This window comes from Wandonia haliotis, from assembly GCF_039523435.1.
GTDB lineage: Bacteria > Bacteroidota > Bacteroidia > Flavobacteriales_D > Crocinitomicaceae > Wandonia > Wandonia haliotis.
The window spans coordinates 658,910-677,333 of the sequence record NZ_BAAAFH010000022.1 but is presented as its reverse complement, the minus strand read 5'-3'; the positions used below and the strand labels follow the sequence as shown (position 1 = coordinate 677,333).

The 18,424-nt window shown below is 40.7% G+C and carries 17 protein-coding genes; 9 read left to right on the top strand and 8 right to left on the bottom strand.

What is annotated here, in order from left to right; all coding sequences use genetic code 11:
• From gldF to ABDZ97_RS15765, 3 genes are all read right to left on the bottom strand, one after another.
• On the bottom strand, positions 1–732 hold the full coding sequence (gldF, locus tag ABDZ97_RS15775; RefSeq protein ID WP_343789990.1) for a gliding motility-associated ABC transporter permease subunit GldF: 732 nt from the start codon (positions 730–732) through the stop codon (positions 1–3).
• Positions 733–811: 79 nt separating this feature from the next.
• On the bottom strand, positions 812–1,096 hold the full coding sequence (locus ABDZ97_RS15770; RefSeq protein ID WP_343789986.1) for a putative quinol monooxygenase: 285 nt from the start codon (positions 1,094–1,096) through the stop codon (positions 812–814).
• A 9-nt stretch (positions 1,097–1,105) separates the two neighbouring features.
• Positions 1,106–1,966, bottom strand: coding sequence for an SAM hydrolase/SAM-dependent halogenase family protein (locus ABDZ97_RS15765; RefSeq protein ID WP_343789983.1), 861 nt, complete (start codon positions 1,964–1,966; stop codon positions 1,106–1,108).
• Positions 1,967–2,072: 106 nt separating this feature from the next.
• Here ABDZ97_RS15765 and ABDZ97_RS15760 point away from each other — a divergent pair, with 106 nt between their 5' ends.
• The 5 genes from ABDZ97_RS15760 (at position 2,073) to hemF (ending at position 8,345) form a co-directional block, all read left to right on the top strand.
• The gene (locus tag ABDZ97_RS15760; protein ID WP_425542671.1) at positions 2,073–3,020 is read left to right on the top strand and encodes a PhoH family protein; all 948 of its coding nucleotides are present in this window, start codon (positions 2,073–2,075) and stop codon (positions 3,018–3,020) included.
• Entirely contained in the window at positions 3,013–3,966 is a 954-nt protein-coding gene (locus ABDZ97_RS15755; protein WP_343789980.1) for a phosphoribosylaminoimidazolesuccinocarboxamide synthase, read from the top strand. The genes ABDZ97_RS15760 and ABDZ97_RS15755 overlap by 8 nt, the downstream gene beginning before the upstream one ends.
• Before the next feature lie 94 nt (positions 3,967–4,060).
• Entirely contained in the window at positions 4,061–5,593 is a 1,533-nt protein-coding gene (gene guaA, locus ABDZ97_RS15750) for a glutamine-hydrolyzing GMP synthase (protein ID WP_343789976.1), read from the top strand.
• 12 nt (positions 5,594–5,605) lie between these two features.
• Positions 5,606–7,462 (top strand): LysM peptidoglycan-binding domain-containing protein, encoded by a 1,857-nt coding sequence (locus tag ABDZ97_RS15745; protein WP_343789974.1) that lies wholly within the window; start codon positions 5,606–5,608, stop codon positions 7,460–7,462.
• Positions 7,452–8,345 carry an oxygen-dependent coproporphyrinogen oxidase gene (gene hemF / locus ABDZ97_RS15740; RefSeq protein ID WP_343789971.1) on the top strand — a complete coding sequence of 298 codons (894 nt, stop codon included), beginning with the start codon at positions 7,452–7,454 and terminating at the stop codon, positions 8,343–8,345. Before ABDZ97_RS15745 ends, hemF begins: the two co-directional genes overlap by 11 nt.
• Before the next feature lie 2 nt (positions 8,346–8,347).
• On the opposite strand, the gene ABDZ97_RS15735 is transcribed toward hemF, so the two are convergent.
• Complete coding sequence (locus ABDZ97_RS15735; protein ID WP_343789968.1) at positions 8,348–10,054, bottom strand: L,D-transpeptidase family protein; 1,707 nt, start codon at positions 10,052–10,054, stop codon at positions 8,348–8,350.
• A 78-nt stretch (positions 10,055–10,132) separates the two neighbouring features.
• On the opposite strand from ABDZ97_RS15735, the gene ABDZ97_RS15730 reads away from it, so the two are divergent.
• Positions 10,133–10,672, top strand: a complete 540-nt coding sequence (locus ABDZ97_RS15730) for a GNAT family N-acetyltransferase (RefSeq protein WP_343789964.1) — start codon at positions 10,133–10,135, stop codon at positions 10,670–10,672.
• A 97-nt stretch (positions 10,673–10,769) separates the two neighbouring features.
• On the opposite strand, the gene ABDZ97_RS15725 is transcribed toward ABDZ97_RS15730, so the two are convergent.
• Entirely contained in the window at positions 10,770–11,033 is a 264-nt protein-coding gene (locus ABDZ97_RS15725) for a hypothetical protein (protein ID WP_343789961.1), read from the bottom strand.
• A gap of 10 nt (positions 11,034–11,043) precedes the next feature.
• The gene (gene purT / locus ABDZ97_RS15720) at positions 11,044–12,207 is read right to left on the bottom strand and encodes a formate-dependent phosphoribosylglycinamide formyltransferase (protein ID WP_343789958.1); all 1,164 of its coding nucleotides are present in this window, start codon (positions 12,205–12,207) and stop codon (positions 11,044–11,046) included.
• Positions 12,208–12,393: 186 nt separating this feature from the next.
• Here purT and ABDZ97_RS15715 point away from each other — a divergent pair, with 186 nt between their 5' ends.
• Positions 12,394–12,897 carry a hypothetical protein gene (locus ABDZ97_RS15715; protein WP_343789955.1) on the top strand — a complete coding sequence of 168 codons (504 nt, stop codon included), beginning with the start codon at positions 12,394–12,396 and terminating at the stop codon, positions 12,895–12,897.
• Between the two features lie 63 nt (positions 12,898–12,960).
• Here ABDZ97_RS15715 and mutS read toward each other — a convergent pair whose 3' ends face one another.
• Positions 12,961–15,579: a DNA mismatch repair protein MutS gene (gene mutS, locus ABDZ97_RS15710; protein WP_343789952.1), complete on the bottom strand. Its 2,619-nt coding sequence runs from the start codon at positions 15,577–15,579 to the stop codon at positions 12,961–12,963.
• A gap of 254 nt (positions 15,580–15,833) precedes the next feature.
• Between mutS and ABDZ97_RS15705 the strand changes: the two genes are divergently transcribed.
• Both ABDZ97_RS15705 and ABDZ97_RS15700 read left to right on the top strand, forming a co-directional pair.
• Positions 15,834–16,424, top strand: coding sequence for a hypothetical protein (locus ABDZ97_RS15705; protein WP_343789950.1), 591 nt, complete (start codon positions 15,834–15,836; stop codon positions 16,422–16,424).
• Between the two features lie 63 nt (positions 16,425–16,487).
• Entirely contained in the window at positions 16,488–17,027 is a 540-nt protein-coding gene (locus tag ABDZ97_RS15700) for an RNA methyltransferase (protein ID WP_343789947.1), read from the top strand.
• Here ABDZ97_RS15700 and ABDZ97_RS15695 read toward each other — a convergent pair.
• Entirely contained in the window at positions 17,024–18,400 is a 1,377-nt protein-coding gene (locus ABDZ97_RS15695; RefSeq protein WP_343789944.1) for a TIGR00366 family protein, read from the bottom strand. The genes ABDZ97_RS15700 and ABDZ97_RS15695 overlap by 4 nt on opposite strands.
• Between the last annotated feature and the right edge of the window lie 24 nt (positions 18,401–18,424).

The following is an 18,424-nucleotide window of genomic DNA, read 5'->3' as shown; positions in this document are numbered from 1 at the left end:
TTATCGTTTATGCCCTTTCAGAACAGTATGAGTGCTTAATAAAAATATCGCAATTAACGATAGAAAATAAATGAGATCACGCGTGTCAACAACGCCTTTCATAATTGAGTCATAGTGTGCTTTTATGCCAATGTTCTTGAATAAAAAATCAAGATCTCCCCAAATCGAAAAAGAACCAATCAGGTCAAGTCCTTCATACAAAAACCAACTTCCGAACATAGCAATAATAAAGGCTACGATCTGAGATTGTGTAATGGAGCTAGCGAATAAACCTATCGAAACAAAAGATACGCCAAGTAGTAAGAGTCCGATATACGAGGTTATAGTTGCTCCGTGATCAATATTCCCAACCGGTTTTCCCAGGTAATAAACAGATACGTAATAAACCAGAGTGGGCAAGAGACTGATAAAAACCAGAGTGGCCCCTGCCAAAAATTTGGAAAATACAATTTGCCACTCGCTGATAGGGCGCGTAAACAATAGTTCTATTGTGCCTGTTCGTTTTTCCTCAGCGATTGACCGCATGGTGATTGCCGGAATAAGGATGAGGAAAATTACTGGAGCCAGATTAAAGAAAGGAATGAGGTCGGCGACCTTTCCTTCCAATATGTTGGTGTCATAATTTACAAACCAGAGGAATGTTCCATTGGCAATGAGGAATATAAATATAAAAACATAGCCAATGATAGAACTAAGGAATCCCCGGATTTCTTTCAAATACAAAGCGCGCATATTGCCTGATTTTGCTCAAAATTAACGGTTTTTTTGACAGAGCAGAACGACAAAGCGTTAAAGTTTTAAAAAAACGCTTTTAGAACGATACGGTACTCCATGCCTGTGCTTTTTCAGCAAACCATGGTTTTACTGTAGGCCAGATTTTTCCGAATAGTTCAGAGTGACGGTAATTTTCAAGAGATTCTTCGTTCTCCCATAAACTGATCGTAAAATGTGTCTGGTCGTTAGAGTTAGAATGTACCAGACGTACTTCGTGACAACCGGGAAAACCGGAAATAGATTTTTGATTCTCTGCAAAAATTTTTCTGAACTCCAGAGCTTTATCAGGCTGTATTTCCAGTTTGACAATACGTGTAATCATAGTCAATAATTAAAAGAGGGACTCAAGTGTTGATCGGGAGCCGCGTGGCGAAAATTCGATGCGGACGATATCATTGATATGTAATCCGAAAAGTGAATTAGCTCCCCCGCCGTTGCCGGAAACCCCTTTGTTTATAGCAATCTCAAGATAACCTCCGGAATTGAACAATGCCAGCTTCTCTCCTTCCGGAACGTCGCCGTAAGCGTGACTGATTTCGTCAATGTAATATTCTTTTCGTCGGAAATAAATTGTAAATGGTTCGTCATTTCCGACCCTTTTGAATAGATCCTCGGTTATATTCGTGATTGCATTTCCGTAATGGTCAATATGGATGACTGTTCCTTTGAGAAGATTTTCTTCAATAACAGCGTTTACGGCAAAAGCTTTGTTGAAATAATCTACTTCTTCACCAATTTCATCTGCGGGAATTCCGGAAGCAAGTTGAGCCGCAGCTTTTGCAAGAATATTTTTTGCAGGATAGCGCAGAGCAGCCGGAGAAGAAACGGCGCCATCTATACGATAGATTTTTTCTGGTTCGGCATCTTTAAGTAGTAAGGAAAAGAAACCATTGTCAGTCGATACAAAGTACTGCCCCTTAAATTTCATTATACTGGGGAACTTACCATCTTCCGGTCGTCCGAAATTAATGACAGGCTCACTGTTTACAGCGATGAGATGTATAGTGCCTTCCGGAAAGTCAGAAATGCAGTTGCGCAGGAAAAAAGCAGCCTGAAGAATATTGAAGGGCTGTACACTGTGGCTGATATCTATTAGTCTTGCTTCAGGGTACTGACGGAGGATGAAGCCCTTAAGGGAACCCACGTAGTAGTCCTGTAAACCCATGTCAGATGTCAGTGTAATTATACTCATTTGTTTTGCAAATGTGCAGCTAAATGATTTATTTCCTAATTTTGACCCAAAAATAATCCTATTTTTTGAATTGGGATAGCAATTGAATTTTGATTGATAACAGGACTTGAAAGAAAAGAAGTTTGAAATTAAGGGACTAGACCCGGTTCTGCTACTGGGGGTGAACAACGAAAAGCTGAACTATATCAGGAAGTATTTCCCGGGTATTAAAATTATGGCAAGAGGTAACGAGCTAACTGCCATAGGGGATGACGAGCGTCTGGAAGTATTTGAGTCAAAACTGGAACTGATACTTGCGCATTTGCATAAATACAATTCACTTTCTGAGAATAACATTGATAATCTTATGTTGGAAGATGGTCCGAAAGTAGTTTCCGGAGACGGGGGAGAAGTGTTGGTACATGGAAATGGCGGGCACAGGATTATGGCCAGAACACTCAACCAACGAAAACTGGTTGAAACTGTCAATGTAAATGATATGGTTTTTGCAGTTGGTCCGGCAGGTACCGGGAAAACCTATACAGCTGTTGCTTTAGCAGTACGGGCACTGAAGAATAAGGAAATTCGGAGAATTATCCTTACACGTCCGGCAGTTGAAGCAGGGGAGAATTTGGGATTCCTTCCCGGGGATTTAAAAGAAAAACTGGATCCGTACCTGATGCCTCTATACGACGCTTTGCGGGACATGATTCCTCCGGAAAAGTTAAATGACTTTTTGGAAAATGGTGTGATAGAAATTGCCCCGCTTGCATTTATGAGAGGGCGAACCTTGGATAAGGCATTTGTGATTCTCGATGAAGCTCAGAACGCAACGGAGAGTCAGATAAAAATGTTCCTGACCCGTATGGGACGAACAGCTAAGTTTGTCATAACCGGAGATATGTCTCAGGTAGATTTACCGCACAGACAACGTTCGGGATTGCGGTATGCACTTACTATTCTGGATGGAATTGACGGGATTGGTATTGTGCATCTGAATCAGAATGATGTGATACGACACAGGTTAGTGAAACGAATAATAGAAGCATTTGATAAAGCAGATAATAATGAGTAATACGGTAACAACCACTTCTTTTAATTTCCCCGGACAAACAAATGTCTACAAGGGAAAAGTACGCGAAGTGTATACAATTAAAGATGAGTACATGGTAATGGTTGCAACAGACAGAATTTCTGCTTTTGATGTGATCCTTCCCAAGGGAATACCATTCAAAGGACAAGTATTGAATCAGGTAGCGACTATGTTCCTTGAGGCAACGAGAGATATCTGTCCCAACTGGTTATTGGGAGCGCCTGATCCTTCGGTTGCAATCGGATATGCCTGTGAGCCGATTCGTGTTGAAATGGTGATACGCGGATATCTGGCAGGGCATGCCTGGCGTGAATACAAGGCGGGTAAAAGAGTGTTGTGCGGTGTACAAATGCCGGAAGGGATGAAGGAAAATGATAAATTTCCTGAACCCATTATCACACCTGCTGCGAAAGCCCTTGAAGGACATGATGAAGATATTACCCGTGAAGAAATCATTGCTCAGGGACTTGTGTCAGAGGAAGATTACCAATTGTTGGAAAAATATACACGTGAGCTTTTCGAACGAGGTACTGAAATGGCGGCAAAACAGGGACTTATTTTGGTCGATACCAAATATGAATTTGGTAAACGGGGAGATGAAATTTATCTGATAGATGAAATTCATACACCTGATTCCTCCCGTTATTTTTATGCTGAGGGATACAGCGAACGACAAGAGAAAGGAGAGAAGCAGAAGCAACTTTCTAAAGAGTTTGTTCGTGAATGGTTGATAGAAAACGGCTTTCAGGGGAAAGAGGGACAACAAATTCCTGAAATGACGAATGAATTTGTCGCTACAATTACCGAAAGATACATTGAGTTGTACGAAAAAATTTCAGGAAAGACTTTCGTGAAAGGAGATGTTTCTGATTTGGAAAACCGTATAGAAAAGAATGTTCTAGAGTTCTTAAAAGAAAAGGGAATATAGGTGCTCTTTGTACCACCAATTAAGATAATGCGGATGAATGAGGTTTTTCAGGATTCCGCCGTTTAAATTAAATTCAACTAAGTATCTTTGCGCCATGCAAGAAATGATTCTGATTCTCGATTTTGGGTCACAGTACACCCAACTAATAGCTCGAAGATTAAGAGAGCTAAATGTTTATTGTGAAATTCATCCCTGGAATAAAGTTCCTGAATATGGGGAAGAAGTAAAAGGAGTGATCCTTTCAGGTTCTCCTTTTTCTGTAAGGGATGAAAAAGCACCCAGACCGGACTTGTCAGAAATCAAAGGAAAACTTCCTTTATTGGGAGTGTGTTTTGGTGCACAGTACATGGCGCATAATTTTGGAGGAGAGGTACTTCCTTCTTCAACAAGAGAATACGGAAGAGCAAATCTGTCTTTCGTAGATCAGAGTCATGTGTTGATGCAAAATGTTTCCCACGGTTCACAAGTGTGGATGTCGCATGGAGATACGATAAAGATTTTACCGGACAACTTTAAGGTAATTGCCAGTACAAAAGATGTGCAGGTAGCTGCTTATTATGTTGAAGGAGAAGAAACATACGGAATCCAATTTCACCCGGAAGTATACCATTCTTTAGAAGGAATGGAAATGCTGAGAAACTTTGTTAAGGACATCTGTGGTTGTAAAATGGATTGGACACCTCAATCATTTGTTGAGGAAACAGTTGCGGAGTTGAAAGAAAAACTGGGTGATGATAAAGTGATATTAGGTCTTTCCGGAGGAGTCGATTCTTCAGTTGCGGCGATGTTACTTCACAAAGCTATCGGTGCAAATTTACACTGTATCTTTGTTGATAATGGTTTGTTGAGAAAGAACGAATTTCAGGATGTGTTGGAGTCCTATAAAGGAATGGGGCTGAATGTGAAAGGTGTAGATGCAAGTTCTGATTTCTATAGTGCCTTGTCCGGAGTGACAGATCCTGAAGCAAAACGAAAAGCGATTGGCAAAGTATTTGTAGACGTCTTTGATGAAGAATCGAAGAAAGTGAAAGATGCAAAATGGCTGGGGCAGGGAACTATTTATCCGGACGTAATCGAATCCGTTTCCGTTTCGGGAGGACCTTCTGCTACAATTAAGTCACATCATAATGTCGGTGGATTACCGGATTATATGCAGCTAAAAGTAGTAGAGCCTTTGCGTTTGTTGTTTAAAGATGAAGTGCGTCGGGTAGGAAGTACGCTAAATATTCCGGCGAACATCCTTGGTCGTCATCCATTCCCAGGTCCTGGATTAGGGATCCGTATTCTGGGAGAAGTAACAGCAGAAAAAGTACGCATTCTTCAGGAAGTTGATGCTATTTTTATCAACGGATTAAAAGAAGACGGTTTATACGACGACGTTTGGCAGGCCGGTGCAATTTTACTTCCGGTTCAGTCAGTAGGAGTTATGGGAGATGAAAGAACATACGAAAATGCGGTTGCTCTCAGAGCAGTTACCTCTACAGATGGTATGACTGCTGACTGGTGTCATTTGCCGTATGATTTTCTTTCTAAGATCTCAAATAAAATTATCAATCAGGTGAAAGGGATTAATCGGGTTACTTACGATATCAGTTCTAAACCACCTGCGACAATTGAGTGGGAATAAAAACAGTAAAATATGAGTAGCAGACTGCTGTATTGTTTAGTGTTGTGTGTGTCTTTTGTTCAGTTCGCTTTCGCTCAACCGGGTGAAGTCGAAGTGAAGGAAAGAGAGGGGAAAAAGTTTTATGTACATGTTGTCCAGCAGGGAAATACACTTTGGGGTTTGTATAATACCTATAAAGTGCCTGTAGAATCGATTATTCGGGAAAATCCGGGAGTAGAGAGCGGTTTGTCTATCGGTCAGATTGTCTGGATTCCTGTTCCGGGAGAGGAGACGACTACAGCACCTGTTCAGAAAACAGAGAGAAGAACAATCCATAAAGTTGAGCAGGGAGAAACGTTGTATGGCATATCGCGAAAGTATGGAATCTCTGTTGATGTTTTAATGGCAAAAAACCCGGGAGTTGAAAACGGACTTTCCATCGGTCAGGAATTGATTATTGAGGGAAGAACTGATGAACAAGCAACAAATTCAACGACTCCAGAACAAGTTGAAGATCAGGTAAGAGAACAACAGCCTGTAACTCGGGTGATTTTTGAAGATTCACTGGTAGAACATACGGTTCTGAAACACGAGACCCTGTATTCAATCTCGAAGCGGTTCATGGTGTCGATGGATACACTTGTGAAAGTCAATAAGATCAAAAATAATAAAATAAGAACAGGAGATGTATTAGTCATTCCCCTGAAAAAAGAAACAATTACAGGCGTTGTTGTGCGGGAAGTTCCGGAGGCAGATGATGATTTGATCGCAGATTCTGTTTTGCTGTTCCCGAGAAAAGATCAGTTTCGGGTTGCTGTTTTACTTCCGATGAATTATGATCTCAATGGTGGAGTTTATGGGGTTTCTGTCGGAGCTTCCATGAATAAATACACAAGTGTAGCTGTAGAGTTCTATATGGGAATAAAACTGGCACTTGATTCGTTAGCGAATTTGGGCTTGAATGCAGAAGTGAGTTTGTTTGATACTAAATCTGATTCATTGACTACCAGTAAGCTTCTTGGAAAAATGGAAGGGTCGGATTGGGATTTAGTGATTGGACCACTTATGCCCGGACCATCTAAAGCTGTTGCAAGCTGGGCGAAGAAGAATAAAGTTCCCATTCTTGCTCCCGTACCTATACCTGTTTCTAATCTGAAGAGTAATCGTTTTGTATTTGCTTCTGTTCCTTCGGATACAAGATTACTGGAGGGAATGGCAGATGAATTGATTAAGAATCATGCGAAGCACAATATTATTCTTGTGAAAAGTGGTTTGAAAGCAGATGAAAAGAATTACGAAATCGTTCGGAAACGATTAAATGATCAATTGGGAACCGGAGCGTTCAGACCTGTTCTGAAGGAAATTAATTTAGGATCTACTTCAGGAAGAGATATTGCGACGCATATTCAGAAGGACATGGTGAATATTTTTGTGGTTCCTTCCGAAAGCCGTGTTTTTGCAGCAAACTTTATGACGACCATGAATAAGGTGAGGAATATATCCAGAACCTATGACGAAGCCGATATCCGCGTATACGGACTTCGCGATTGGGATGGTTATGACGAGGTGAAGCTGGATTACAAACGCCGTCTGAACTTACATTATCCATCTGCAGTTTCGGTCAATTACGAGGAGCAACAGGTACAGGATTTTATCAAGATTTTTCGTGATGTATATAAAACAGATCCGGATAAATATGCTATGCAGGGATTTGACGTTACAATGCAATTTGTTTTGAAATACTTATTGAAATCCAAGAAACCGATTGAAGGGGTGATAAACAATATACATTATTCAACAAGAGGTGTTCAGAATGGTTTTGAGAACAATAATGTGTTTATCGTTCGGTATAATAACTTTGTGATAGAGGAGGCTGGTCGTGTCTATTAGTAGAGAAGTAATAGCGGAAGAGTATCGTAAAATCCAGGATGAGATCTGTAAGGGATTAGAAGAACTGGATGGCAAATCAACTTTTGTAGAAGATCTTTGGACAAGAGAAGAAGGAGGAGGGGGAAGAACCCGTGTGCTTTCCGATGGAGACCTGATCGAAAAAGGTGGTGTGAATTTCTCCGCAGTCCACGGGCCTGTTTCCGAAGCGATGAACAAACAACTGGGGTTGAACGGAAGCGAATTCTTTGCAACAGGGGTTTCTATTGTGCTTCATCCGAAAAATCCGTTTGTGCCCATCATTCACATGAATATCCGTTATTTTGAAATGGATACGGGCGAGTATTGGTTAGGTGGGGGAATAGATCTGACACCGCATTACGTCGTTCCTGAAAAAGCAAGCCTGTTTCACAGTCGTTTAAAGAAAATTTGTGATAAATACGACGCTTCTTTTTACCCAAAGTTTAAAGAATGGGCAGATACCTATTTCTTTATTCCGCATCGAAATGAAACAAGGGGAGTTGGCGGTATCTTTTACGATCACCAGCACGAAGGAAACTCCCTTTCGAAAGAGGAACTGTTTGCCTTTTCATGCGAATTGGGAAGAGCTTTTGTTGAGATATACGCGGAGCAAACCGGAGAGCGGGAAAAAGAATATTCTGAGCAGAATATTGCATGGAGAAATTACCGGCGAGGACGTTACGTAGAGTTTAATCTGGTTTATGATCGGGGAACTACTTTCGGATTAAAGACGGGTGGAAGAACGGAGTCTATACTAATGTCACTTCCCGTTACTGCTTCATGGATATATGATTATAAAGCTACGGAAGAAGAACAGAAAACACTGGACTTCCTTTCAGGAAAAACAACACCGGAGACGGTATAAGCTTATTTCTTTTTTGTTAGTTGTAAAGCTTTCAGAATTTCAGGATCTCTGGAGTACACATCCTCGCGGAAATGAATTTCACCTGTCATAGTACTCCAGGCAGTTAAATAATAGATATAAACATCCGGTTTTTCTTTTAGAGTGACGATCTGTTCTTCTTCAGAGAACATGGCTTCTTTTATTTCTTCTTCTGTCCATTCAGCAGAATTATTTTCCAGTAACAACTCGGCCAGTGCTATGGGCTTTTCAATGCGGATGCATCCGGAACTAAAAGTACGGGAGTCCCGTTGAAAAAAGCTTTTGGAAGGTGTATCATGTAAATAAATGCTATGCGTATTCGGAAACATGAACTTAACACGCCCCAGAGCATTGAGACCTCCCGGTTTTTGTCGGATGCGATAAGGGAAGTTCCCTTTTCCGGCTTTTTTCCAGTCAATAGTATTGGGGTCAACACTATTTCCTGACCGATCCAGAACAATCATTTCCTTTTTTTGCAGATAATCAATGTTTTTGGCTACTGCCGGAATAACATCCTCATAGAGAATGCTCGGAGGTAAGGTCCAGGTCGGGCTGAAAACCAGATAAGTCATACGGGCTTGAAAAACCGGAGTCTGACGGGCATCTTTTCCGACAACGGTACGCATGTGAAGTAAAGTATCCTGATTTTTAATATAATCAAGTGTGTAATCGGCAATATTTACCAGAAGATAGTGTTCCGAAAAAGAAGCGGGCATCCAGCGCAAGCGTTCCATATTTACAAAAAGTTTACCCAGTTTTTCTTCAGTGGTTTCGTTGAGAGCACTATAGGTTCGTTTGCCAACTGCACCATCCTGATTTAACCCATAATGCTCCTGAAGGTTTTTGATGGCTGTAAACAGGTTTTGTAAACTGTCGGTATAATCAAGAAGGGTCTGATGTGTATAACCGAGATAACGTAGTCGGTTTACAAGTTGTTCATTGTATGAACTATCTTCAAGAATATGCAGTGTGATTTTGTTTTCCGGGATAATTACCAGAAAACTGTCCTCTTTTTGTGTTTCCGATAGCAATTGCGCATAGGTTACCATTTTATTGTATCCGGGATGGGATGGGTAAAAACGTTGCATAAACGAATTCAAACTTTGGGCTCCTTTGAGAAACAGTGCCAGTTCGGAAGTAAAATTCAAAGCAGGTTTAACCTGATCTATTTCCCATCCGGCAGAAAGACTCTTGGGTGAAACTTTTCCGTAGTAAAGATGCTGGGATAACGAAAAGAATGCATCGCTGAGTAAAAGATCGAAACGGGCAATAAAATCAGGCTGTAATAAGAGGTTTTTATTGGTCTGAACTAATTGAGAATAGTGGAGAATAGTATCTGCCAGATAGTCGGACGGGTTCAATCCGTGGTAGTATATATTTTCTATATAACGAGCCATTTCATTTATTAAGCCCATGTTGTCGCTATGTTTTAACCAGCCTGGCGAAAAGTGGTGAGTTGTATAAAAAGTCTCAATTTCTTTCGGGTTTTTTAGGCGAATACCATGAATGGAAATCCCTTTTGTAGAGTCAGACAACTGTATCGTTTTGCGAATGTAGTCCGAGGCCTCCTTTTTTGCTGCAATAAATTGATTTTCAAATACAGTTTCCGGAGTTGTTTCAGAGTTTGTAGAGGTACAGGATTGTAAGAGTAAGATAATGACTGGCAGGTAAATAAGTTTGTTAAAAATCATAATTGATGTTTGTCTATTCTAAAATACAAAAAAATATGCGCGCACAAAATTCCGAAGAATAATCGTAATTTTGAATACATGGAGCATTATTATAAAGCTAAGATCGAGTCACCACGAATTGTCACTCGTTTCCTTGTTCCGGCAGATGCTGTGCACTGGTGTGATTTTGTGAGAAGTAAAGATGCAACAGAGTTTTTTCCGGAATATTATGCTCCGGAGAACCCGCTTCCTGCGGCGGAAAAGTTTTTGTCTAGTCAGTTTACCCGGTATGAAGAGAAGACCTATGGCTTAAAAGCATTGATCGAAAAAGAGACCGGAAATTTTATTGGGTTGTGTGGACTTTTGGGTAAAGAGGTTGATGGGAACTATGAGATAGAGATCGGTTACCAGTTATTGCCTCAATACTGGGGGAAGGGTTATGCAGCCGAAGCAGCGCGCTTGTTTATGGATTTTGCAATAGAGCATCAGTTGATTGACTCGCTGATCTCAATTATTGATGTGGGTAATGTAAAGTCGGAAAGAGTAGCCGAAAAAAATGGTTTCAAAAGAGATAAGAAAACGCTTTATCAGGGATTGGACGTGTGGGTATACAGGCGAGAACTCTCTTCATCGAAATAGGTTTAAATAGATAGTGGATCAGGTTTTGTTTCTCCTGCTTCGGATCTTTATAAAGTTCTATGTATAGTGGTGTCAGCAGGAGAAACAGGACTTAAATTTATGTGATATTGTAAAGCAGAATACCACCTGACAGCCATGTAAGAAGTAGTCCGAGTATCCAGAACATTTTTTCCTGAAAAGTTTGACGAAATGTAGCCAGACCTGTAACAAAGGTTTGAAGTAAGAGTAGTACGCTTGTAAGTAAGCGCAGAACTAAATCACCACCTGATTGCCCGCTTAGATTACTAAGAGCGGCAAAAAAGAGTAATACGAAAATAAGAGGAGGTATTACACCCTGTTTCCATTTTATTGGTCTTTTCAAGGGCTAATACTTATTTAACTTTTATTGCCCCTGCAATCTCTTTCGCTTTTGCTACTACTTCCTCAATATCTGTATCAACCGTATCGTGATACAACCCGACTCCCATACGTCTGTACTTACGGGTGGAAGGCTTTCCGAACAGTCGGATATCAGATGAAGGATAGCTTAAGGCCTTTTCGACTCCTTCAAACTCCGGAGTTTTTTCTTCGGAAATTTCACTGAGAATTACAGCACTGGCTCCGGATTGGAGTAGTTCTATTTCCGGAATAGGCCAACCAAGAATTGCTCGTAAGTGTAACTCGAATTCGTTCAGATTTTGTGTTCCGGCAAGTGTTACCATTCCTGTGTCATGTGGACGTGGGGAGAGTTCTGAAAAGTAAGCTCCTTCTTTAGCTATAAAAAATTCAACGCCCCAGATTCCTGCACCGCCCAGCGCACGGGTAACGTTTTCAGCCATCTCCTGCGCTTCTTTCAGATGAGTTTCCAACATCGGAGCGGGTTGCCAACTTTCCTGATAATCTCCTCTTTCCTGGCGGTGACCAATGGGAGCACAGAATAGTGTTTCCCCGTTCTTTTGAGTGACAGTCAGTAAGGTAATTTCGTAATCAAAATCAACAAAAGACTCAACAATGACTTCTTTCAAATCTCCTCTTGATCCTTCAAGTGCATAATTCCATGCCTTTTCAATATCCTCTTCTGTACGAATAACAGATTGTCCTTTTCCGGAACTGGACATAAGAGGTTTAACAACACAAGGCATTCCGGTATGTGCTACACCGGCTTTTAATTCTTCGTAAGAAGTCGCATATCGGTAGTTGGCTGTACGAACTCCCAGATCTTTTGCCGCAAGATCACGGATTGCTTTTCGGTTCATCGTGAAGTTGGCAGCTTTTGCACTCGGGACAACCTGAATTCCCTGATCTTCGTAAATGTAGAAGCGTTCCGTTCGAATAGCTTCAATTTCAGGTACAATCAAATCCGGTTGATGTTTAGCGACAATGCGATCGAGTTCACTGCCATCTAACATATTAATTACTTCTGATTCATGGGCGACCTGCATTGCCGGAGCACCTTCGTAACTGTCCACTGCAATAATGTATTGTCCGTTACGCTGCGCAGCTATAGCAAATTCTTTACCTAACTCACCCGAACCTAAAAGAAGTATTTTTTTCATCGTAAAACTGTTTGAAGACAACCGTGATTCTTTTGCTTTCAAATTTAGTGATTTTTATCCCACGAATGAGGTGCTTGCGAGGCAAGTTTGTCAAAATCAGTTGAACTGCCAACTGATATGTTTTAATGTAATTAACTACATTTGAGGCAGACCTATAGTTCTGGTACGGATTATATAATGCAAACAATGAAATACTTTTTATTATTATCCTTAACACTGTTAATCGGCTGTTCCGATTTGGATCGTAAGACTATAAATCTTCCTGAGAAAATCAGAAATCTGCCAGTAGGAATAGAAGTTAAGCATAGTGTGGATACAGCCTATGCGTCGTTAAATGATACTCTATCCAGATGGGGTAAATACAAATGGAGCTATGCAACTACTGTTTCAACGATGGATAAGGAGCTGAGGATAATAGAGTTTGGAGGACTTATTGAAGAGAATAACTCTTGGGTTGAAAGGACTATTCGGTCGAGACCATTTAATAATAGAGAGTTTGAAAAATGGTATGGTGCTCCGGACGGAGTCTTAAAAACAGGAAAGGAATATACGGATAATAATAATTGGTCAATGTCTAATAACCTTGGTAATAGAGAAAGTAAAGTAGTATGGTATTTTATTGGTGTGGATAAGGAAGGGAAGAAGTTTGTGGGCTATGAGTTAATTACCAATAAACCCGAATTAAAATAATATTCAGCATATACCATATCTAAACGCTATGTTTTTTATGACAAGTATAGTCGTATCGGAAAACTACGATTTCACACCCACCAACTTCTTAATTTCATTCAACTTCATCAACGCCTCCACCGGAGTCAGTGTATCAATGTCAATCGAAATCAATTCCTCTTTGATGTTTTGTAAAACAGGATCATCAAGCTGAAAGATGCTGAGTTGCATTTCCGGTGAACTGACGGCTTCTACCACTTTGTTTCGCTCCTCGGGTTTGTGTGTCTTTTCAAGGTGCATCAGCATTTTTGTCGCGCGCTGAATTACCTGAGGAGGCATTCCGGCCATTTTAGCGACATGAATACCAAAGGAGTGTTCGCTTCCTCCCTCCATAAGCTTACGAAGAAAAATGACCTTGTTTCCGATTTCCTTAACTGCGACATTGAAATTGCGAATCCGATCAAACTGATGGGTCATTTCATTTAATTCGTGGTAGTGTGTTGCAAATAACGTTTTGCAATGTGCCTGTGGATGCTGATGAAGATATTCGGCAATAGCCCAAGCGATTGAGATCCCGTCATACGTCGAGGTTCCCCGCCCGATTTCATCCAGAAGAACAAGACTTCTGTCTGTGACATTATTCAGAATACTGGCGGTCTCGTTCATTTCTACCATGAACGTCGATTCGCCACTTGAAATGTTGTCCGAAGCTCCGACACGGGTGAAGATTTTATCTACAATTCCTATTTTTGCCTGACTGGCTGGAACAAATGACCCGATCTGTGCCAATAGAGTAATCAACGCTGTCTGACGCAATATGGCTGATTTACCGGACATATTGGGCCCTGTTATCATAATGATTTGTTGGCTGTCTGGGTTCAGATAGACATCGTTGGCAATATATTCTTCTCCCAGAGGTAGCTGTTTTTCAATGACCGGGTGTCGTCCATTTTTGATATCAAGAACTTTCCCGTCATTTACTTCGGGTTTGGTATACTGATTTTCCTGGGCAACTGTAGCAAACGAGTGCAGACAATCTAACATAGCGATGCGTTGCGCATTGCGTTGAATGGTTTCCGTGTAGGGAGCCATGGAAAGAATAAGTTCCTGAAAAAGTTGAGATTCGAGAGCGTGTATTTTGTCTTCTGCTCCCAGAATTTTACTTTCATACTCTTTTAACTCTTCAGTTATATAACGTTCGGCATTTACGAGGGTTTGCTTACGGATCCAGCCTTCAGGTACTTTGTCTTTGTGTGTATTACGGACTTCAATATAATAGCCGAATACATTATTAAAGGCAATTTTCAGTGATGGAATCCCTGTTGCTTCGGATTCTCTTTCTTGTAGTTGATCCAGATAATCTTTCCCTGAAAAAGCAATTTTTCGGAGTTCATCCAGGTCTTTGTGAAAACCATCGGCAATTACAGATCCTTTTCCTACTGCAATAGCCGGTTCGGGATGCAGCTGCGTGTCGATCATTTCCAGAAACTTCTCACATAAGTCCAACTGACCGGCGATTTGTGAAATGGCTTCCGAATCAGCAGCACTCAATTTCTCGCGTATCGGTTGTAATTCGCGAATTGCATTACGGAGAATAATAACCTCCTTGGGGTTAATCCGTCCGACAGCAACCTTCGAAATCAATCGTTCCAGATCTCCGATCTGATCCAGGTGAAAAGCAAGTGTTTCTGCATCTTCAGGATGTGTAACGAAGAACTCAACAGCATCCAGTCGTTGCTGTATCGTTTTAAGGTCTTTCATTGGCAAAACCATCCAGCGTTTTAGCATACGTCCTCCCATCGGAGTGAGTGTCTGATCAATAATATCGATTAAAACCGTCGCACCGATATTTTGTGAATGGATCAATTCGAGATTTCGGATCGTAAATCGGTCTAGCCAAACGTATTTATCCTCTTCAATTCGATTAATTCGTGTAATGTGTCCGATTCGGTCGTGCTGCGTTTCTGAAAGATAATGCAAAGCCGCTCCGGCTGCGATAATTCCTTGTGAAAGATGTTCAATTCCGAATCCCTTCAAAGAAGCTGTGCCAAATTGTTTATTAAGAATCTCATCGGCAAAATCAGTTGTAAAAACCCAGTCTTCCAGTTTAAAGGTGTAGAATCCTTCTCCAAAAACTTCTTTAAACCGTGAGGTGCGATTTTTCTGGTACAATACCTCACTGGGTTTGAATCCCTGTAAAAGCTTGTCGATATACTCTTCCGTTCCTTCTGCTACAAGAAACTCACCTGTCGATATATCAAGAAATGCAACTCCAGAGCTGTTTTTCCCGAAATGAACAGAGGCAAGAAAGTTGTTTTGTTTGTTTTGAAGTACCTGGTCGTTAAAAGCAACTCCGGGAGTTACAAGTTCGGTAACCCCTCTCTTGACAATTGTTTTTGTCATTTTCGGGTCTTCAAGCTGATCACAGATTGCAACACGCTGTCCGGCTTTTACCAGTTTGGGCAGGTAAGATTCAAGCGAGTGATGTGGAAAGCCTGCCAGTTCGATATGAGAAGCCGAACCGTTTTTTCGTTTCGTAAGAATGATTCCCAATATCCTGGATGCCTTTACCGCATCGTCTCCAAAAGTTTCATAAAAATCCCCAACGCGAAACAATAACAAAGCATCAGGATGCTTTGCCTTGATCTGATTATATTGCTTCATCAAAGGAGTCTCCGCTACTTTTTTCTCTTTCCCTGCCAATGTTGTGATTTTTTAGAATCGTAAATGTAAAATAAACCCGAAAAACAGCCAATTTACGATCAGGGGACTTTTCAATAATTATGAACAGTTCCAAATTTTATTCTTTAGGGACAAGGTGCCTCTTGTCATTGAGCAGGAATATATAGAAGTAGGAAGTGGCAAGTTGATAAATAGTTTATCTTTGCGCCCTTTCAATTTACCGAAAAAGCTGTTTTTGGTGCAGGAAGTAAACAAAATCTAAATATAAAATCAACATGAGAGTACTTATCATTTTTTTGATGTTTTTTTACGGGGTAGCATTCGGACAAGATTATAAAGAACTAGATCGAGAGGTTTATGTCTACAAGACCTTTGAAGATGCACAAAATGATAAGGGAGAATTCATAGGAGAATATGAGTCACATAAATGGACGAATGACTTAGTTTCTAACAAGAATATTTTGTTTGTCAAAAAAGATGGGGTTGAAATAAAATATCCATTAAAACATGATGAGTTATGGGGTTTTCGTGTAGGTAACGTAGTGTTTAGAATGGCGAAAAGACTTCCGGTAACGATTGTGAAGATTAGCGATTTAATTTTTTACAATGATGGATATATGTTTTTGAATTATCTTGACGGAGAGGGAATGAAAACAACCAGATCGACAGATGTAATCTATTATTCGGATAATTTGGAAAGTGATATACATGTGATAAATCGGGTTCTGACATATAAAAAAGATATTCCTGAAATGGAAGGTTTCCTGAAGTGTATTGATGAGAGTCTTCATCTTAGAGGATATCAGAATCGGGTTGATGGTTGTACGGTTTGTATAGAGGAGTATTACGGAGATGATAGAGATTAATCTAAATTTCTTTGCTTGTTAAGTTCTGTTCACTTTCTTTATTTTTGTCAAAAATGAAATCGGATGGATAACCAAAACAGGAAATTGAAATTGTGGGAGCTGGGAAGGGTTTCTAACGAGGAATTCAAAGAGCAGGATAAATTTCCTGTTATTCTTGTTTTGGATAATATCCGTAGCCTGAATAATGTTGGTACATTTTTCAGAACAGGAGATGCATTTAATGTTCAGAAAATTTTTCTCTGCGGTATTACAGCAAAACCACCACACAGAGATATTCATAAAACAGCATTGGGAGCTACAGAAACGGTCGAGTGGGAGTATGCTCAGTCGACTGTTGATACGATTCACCAACTGAAGTCAGAAGGAGTGCGTACTCTGGTCTTGGAACAAACGGAACAAACTACGATGTTACAGACATTGGAATGGAACGGGAAAGAACCGGTTGCGCTTATTTTTGGAAACGAGGTAGATGGAGTACAGCAGGAAGTAGTTGATTGTTGTGATGAAGTGGTAGAAATTCCTCAGTTTGGAACGAAACATTCCTTCAATGTATCGGTTTCTGCCGGAATCGTTCTTTGGGAATTGATCCGAAAAATTGTCTAAAAGATAAGGAGTGCGGAAATAAAAACAATTCCACCAACAACAAACAGCAATAGGGTATAGGGAAGAATTTCTCCCGCTTTCAGTTTTGTAATTCCCAGAAGTGGGAGTGCCCAAAAAGGTTGCAGCATATTTGTCCATTGGTCACCGTACGATAACGCCATAACGGTTTTAGGAATGCTTACTCCCAGTTCCTGTGCGGATTGAAGAAGCATAGGTCCCTGAATATACCATTGACCTCCTCCGCTGGGGACAAAAAAGTTGACGATTCCAGCCCCCAGAAAAGAAAGAACGGGAAAAGTGGTTGGTGTAGCAGTGGAGGTGAGAAAATCTGAGATTTCCTGTATTAATCCCGAACCACTCATAATTCCCATAATCCCAAAATATAATGGAAACTGGATCAGGATACCTGCGCCATCAGAAATAGAGGTATTAATTCCCTGCAAAAAGGAACGGATGGAGCCATGTAAGAGTAGTGATAGACCTAATAGCGTAAAATTAATAAAGTTGACAGAGATAAAACCCAGTGTTGTTGAGCCTTTAAAGTTATAAGCAACCCAGAAGGCCGTTAGGATAAACAGTATCCCTATGATTGATCCGAATACGGTGTTAGAATCAAGTTGAGTTGATGGAGTAGATTCGGTAGTAGAGCTTGTTTCACTTGCTAAATCGAGAAAAGGAAGCGATTCTGACTGAGTTTTCTTTCCGACCAAATACAGCAGGAAGGGAATGAGGAGAAGCATTACCGAAGCGGTAGTGAGGTTTAAAGGGGAGAGTAGAGTCTCTTCAAAAGAGAGCGAAGAAGGAAGTGTGTTAGAAACCTGATAACCTGCATTTGTCATCATAGCAGTGATTGAGTCCGGTTCCATTGCTTTTGTCGGAGCGCTACCTGAAATCCCGCCATGCCAGATTAACATTCCACTATAGGCGGCGGCGCCAATCAATCCATAATTGAGTTCGCGGTTGTTTTTTTTGAATTTCTCTCCGACTTTACGTGCTAATAAAGCTCCGAAAACTAATCCCATTCCCCAGTTGAAATAACTGACCAACATGGTTGCCAAAGCGACAGTAAAAGCACTTGTTGCGCTGTCGGTACAATAAATCAGCAGTTTATTTAGTATTCGGGCAACAAAAGGAGTTAAGGCAAGGCAGTGTCCCAGAATCAGAATCAACATCATCTGGAAACCAAAATAAAGTCCACCGGAGGAAGTGTCCCAAAGTCCTTTTTGCCAGTCAGTTGCTAGTTTCCCTGTGTATTCCATTATTCCCGTATGTTCCGGACGGGTGAGTAAAAGAGCCATGATAAATGTGAACAGCGTCAGTAAAATAGCAATACTGAAAGGAGAGGGAACATACTTCTGAAGAAAATTCGTCATAGGCTCAAAAAAAACACCTGATTA

Bases quoted from the DNA above. Each gene is read 5' to 3' on its own strand.
- gldF (WP_343789990.1), bottom strand. From the start codon at position 732: ATGCGCGCTTTGTATTTGAAAGAAATCCGGGGATTCCTTAGTTCTATC.
- ABDZ97_RS15770 (WP_343789986.1), bottom strand. From the start codon at position 1,096: ATGATTACACGTATTGTCAAACTGGAAATACAGCCTGATAAAGCTCTG.
- ABDZ97_RS15765 (WP_343789983.1), bottom strand. From the start codon at position 1,966: ATGAGTATAATTACACTGACATCTGACATGGGTTTACAGGACTACTAC.
- ABDZ97_RS15755 (WP_343789980.1), top strand. From the start codon at position 3,013: ATGAGTAATACGGTAACAACCACTTCTTTTAATTTCCCCGGACAAACA.
- guaA (WP_343789976.1), top strand. From the start codon at position 4,061: ATGCAAGAAATGATTCTGATTCTCGATTTTGGGTCACAGTACACCCAA.
- ABDZ97_RS15745 (WP_343789974.1), top strand. From the start codon at position 5,606: ATGAGTAGCAGACTGCTGTATTGTTTAGTGTTGTGTGTGTCTTTTGTT.
- ABDZ97_RS15735 (WP_343789968.1), bottom strand. From the start codon at position 10,054: ATGATTTTTAACAAACTTATTTACCTGCCAGTCATTATCTTACTCTTA.
- ABDZ97_RS15730 (WP_343789964.1), top strand. From the start codon at position 10,133: ATGGAGCATTATTATAAAGCTAAGATCGAGTCACCACGAATTGTCACT.
- purT (WP_343789958.1), bottom strand. From the start codon at position 12,207: ATGAAAAAAATACTTCTTTTAGGTTCGGGTGAGTTAGGTAAAGAATTT.
- ABDZ97_RS15715 (WP_343789955.1), top strand. From the start codon at position 12,394: ATGAAATACTTTTTATTATTATCCTTAACACTGTTAATCGGCTGTTCC.
- ABDZ97_RS15705 (WP_343789950.1), top strand. From the start codon at position 15,834: ATGAGAGTACTTATCATTTTTTTGATGTTTTTTTACGGGGTAGCATTC.
- ABDZ97_RS15700 (WP_343789947.1), top strand. From the start codon at position 16,488: ATGGATAACCAAAACAGGAAATTGAAATTGTGGGAGCTGGGAAGGGTT.
- ABDZ97_RS15695 (WP_343789944.1), bottom strand. From the start codon at position 18,400: ATGACGAATTTTCTTCAGAAGTATGTTCCCTCTCCTTTCAGTATTGCT.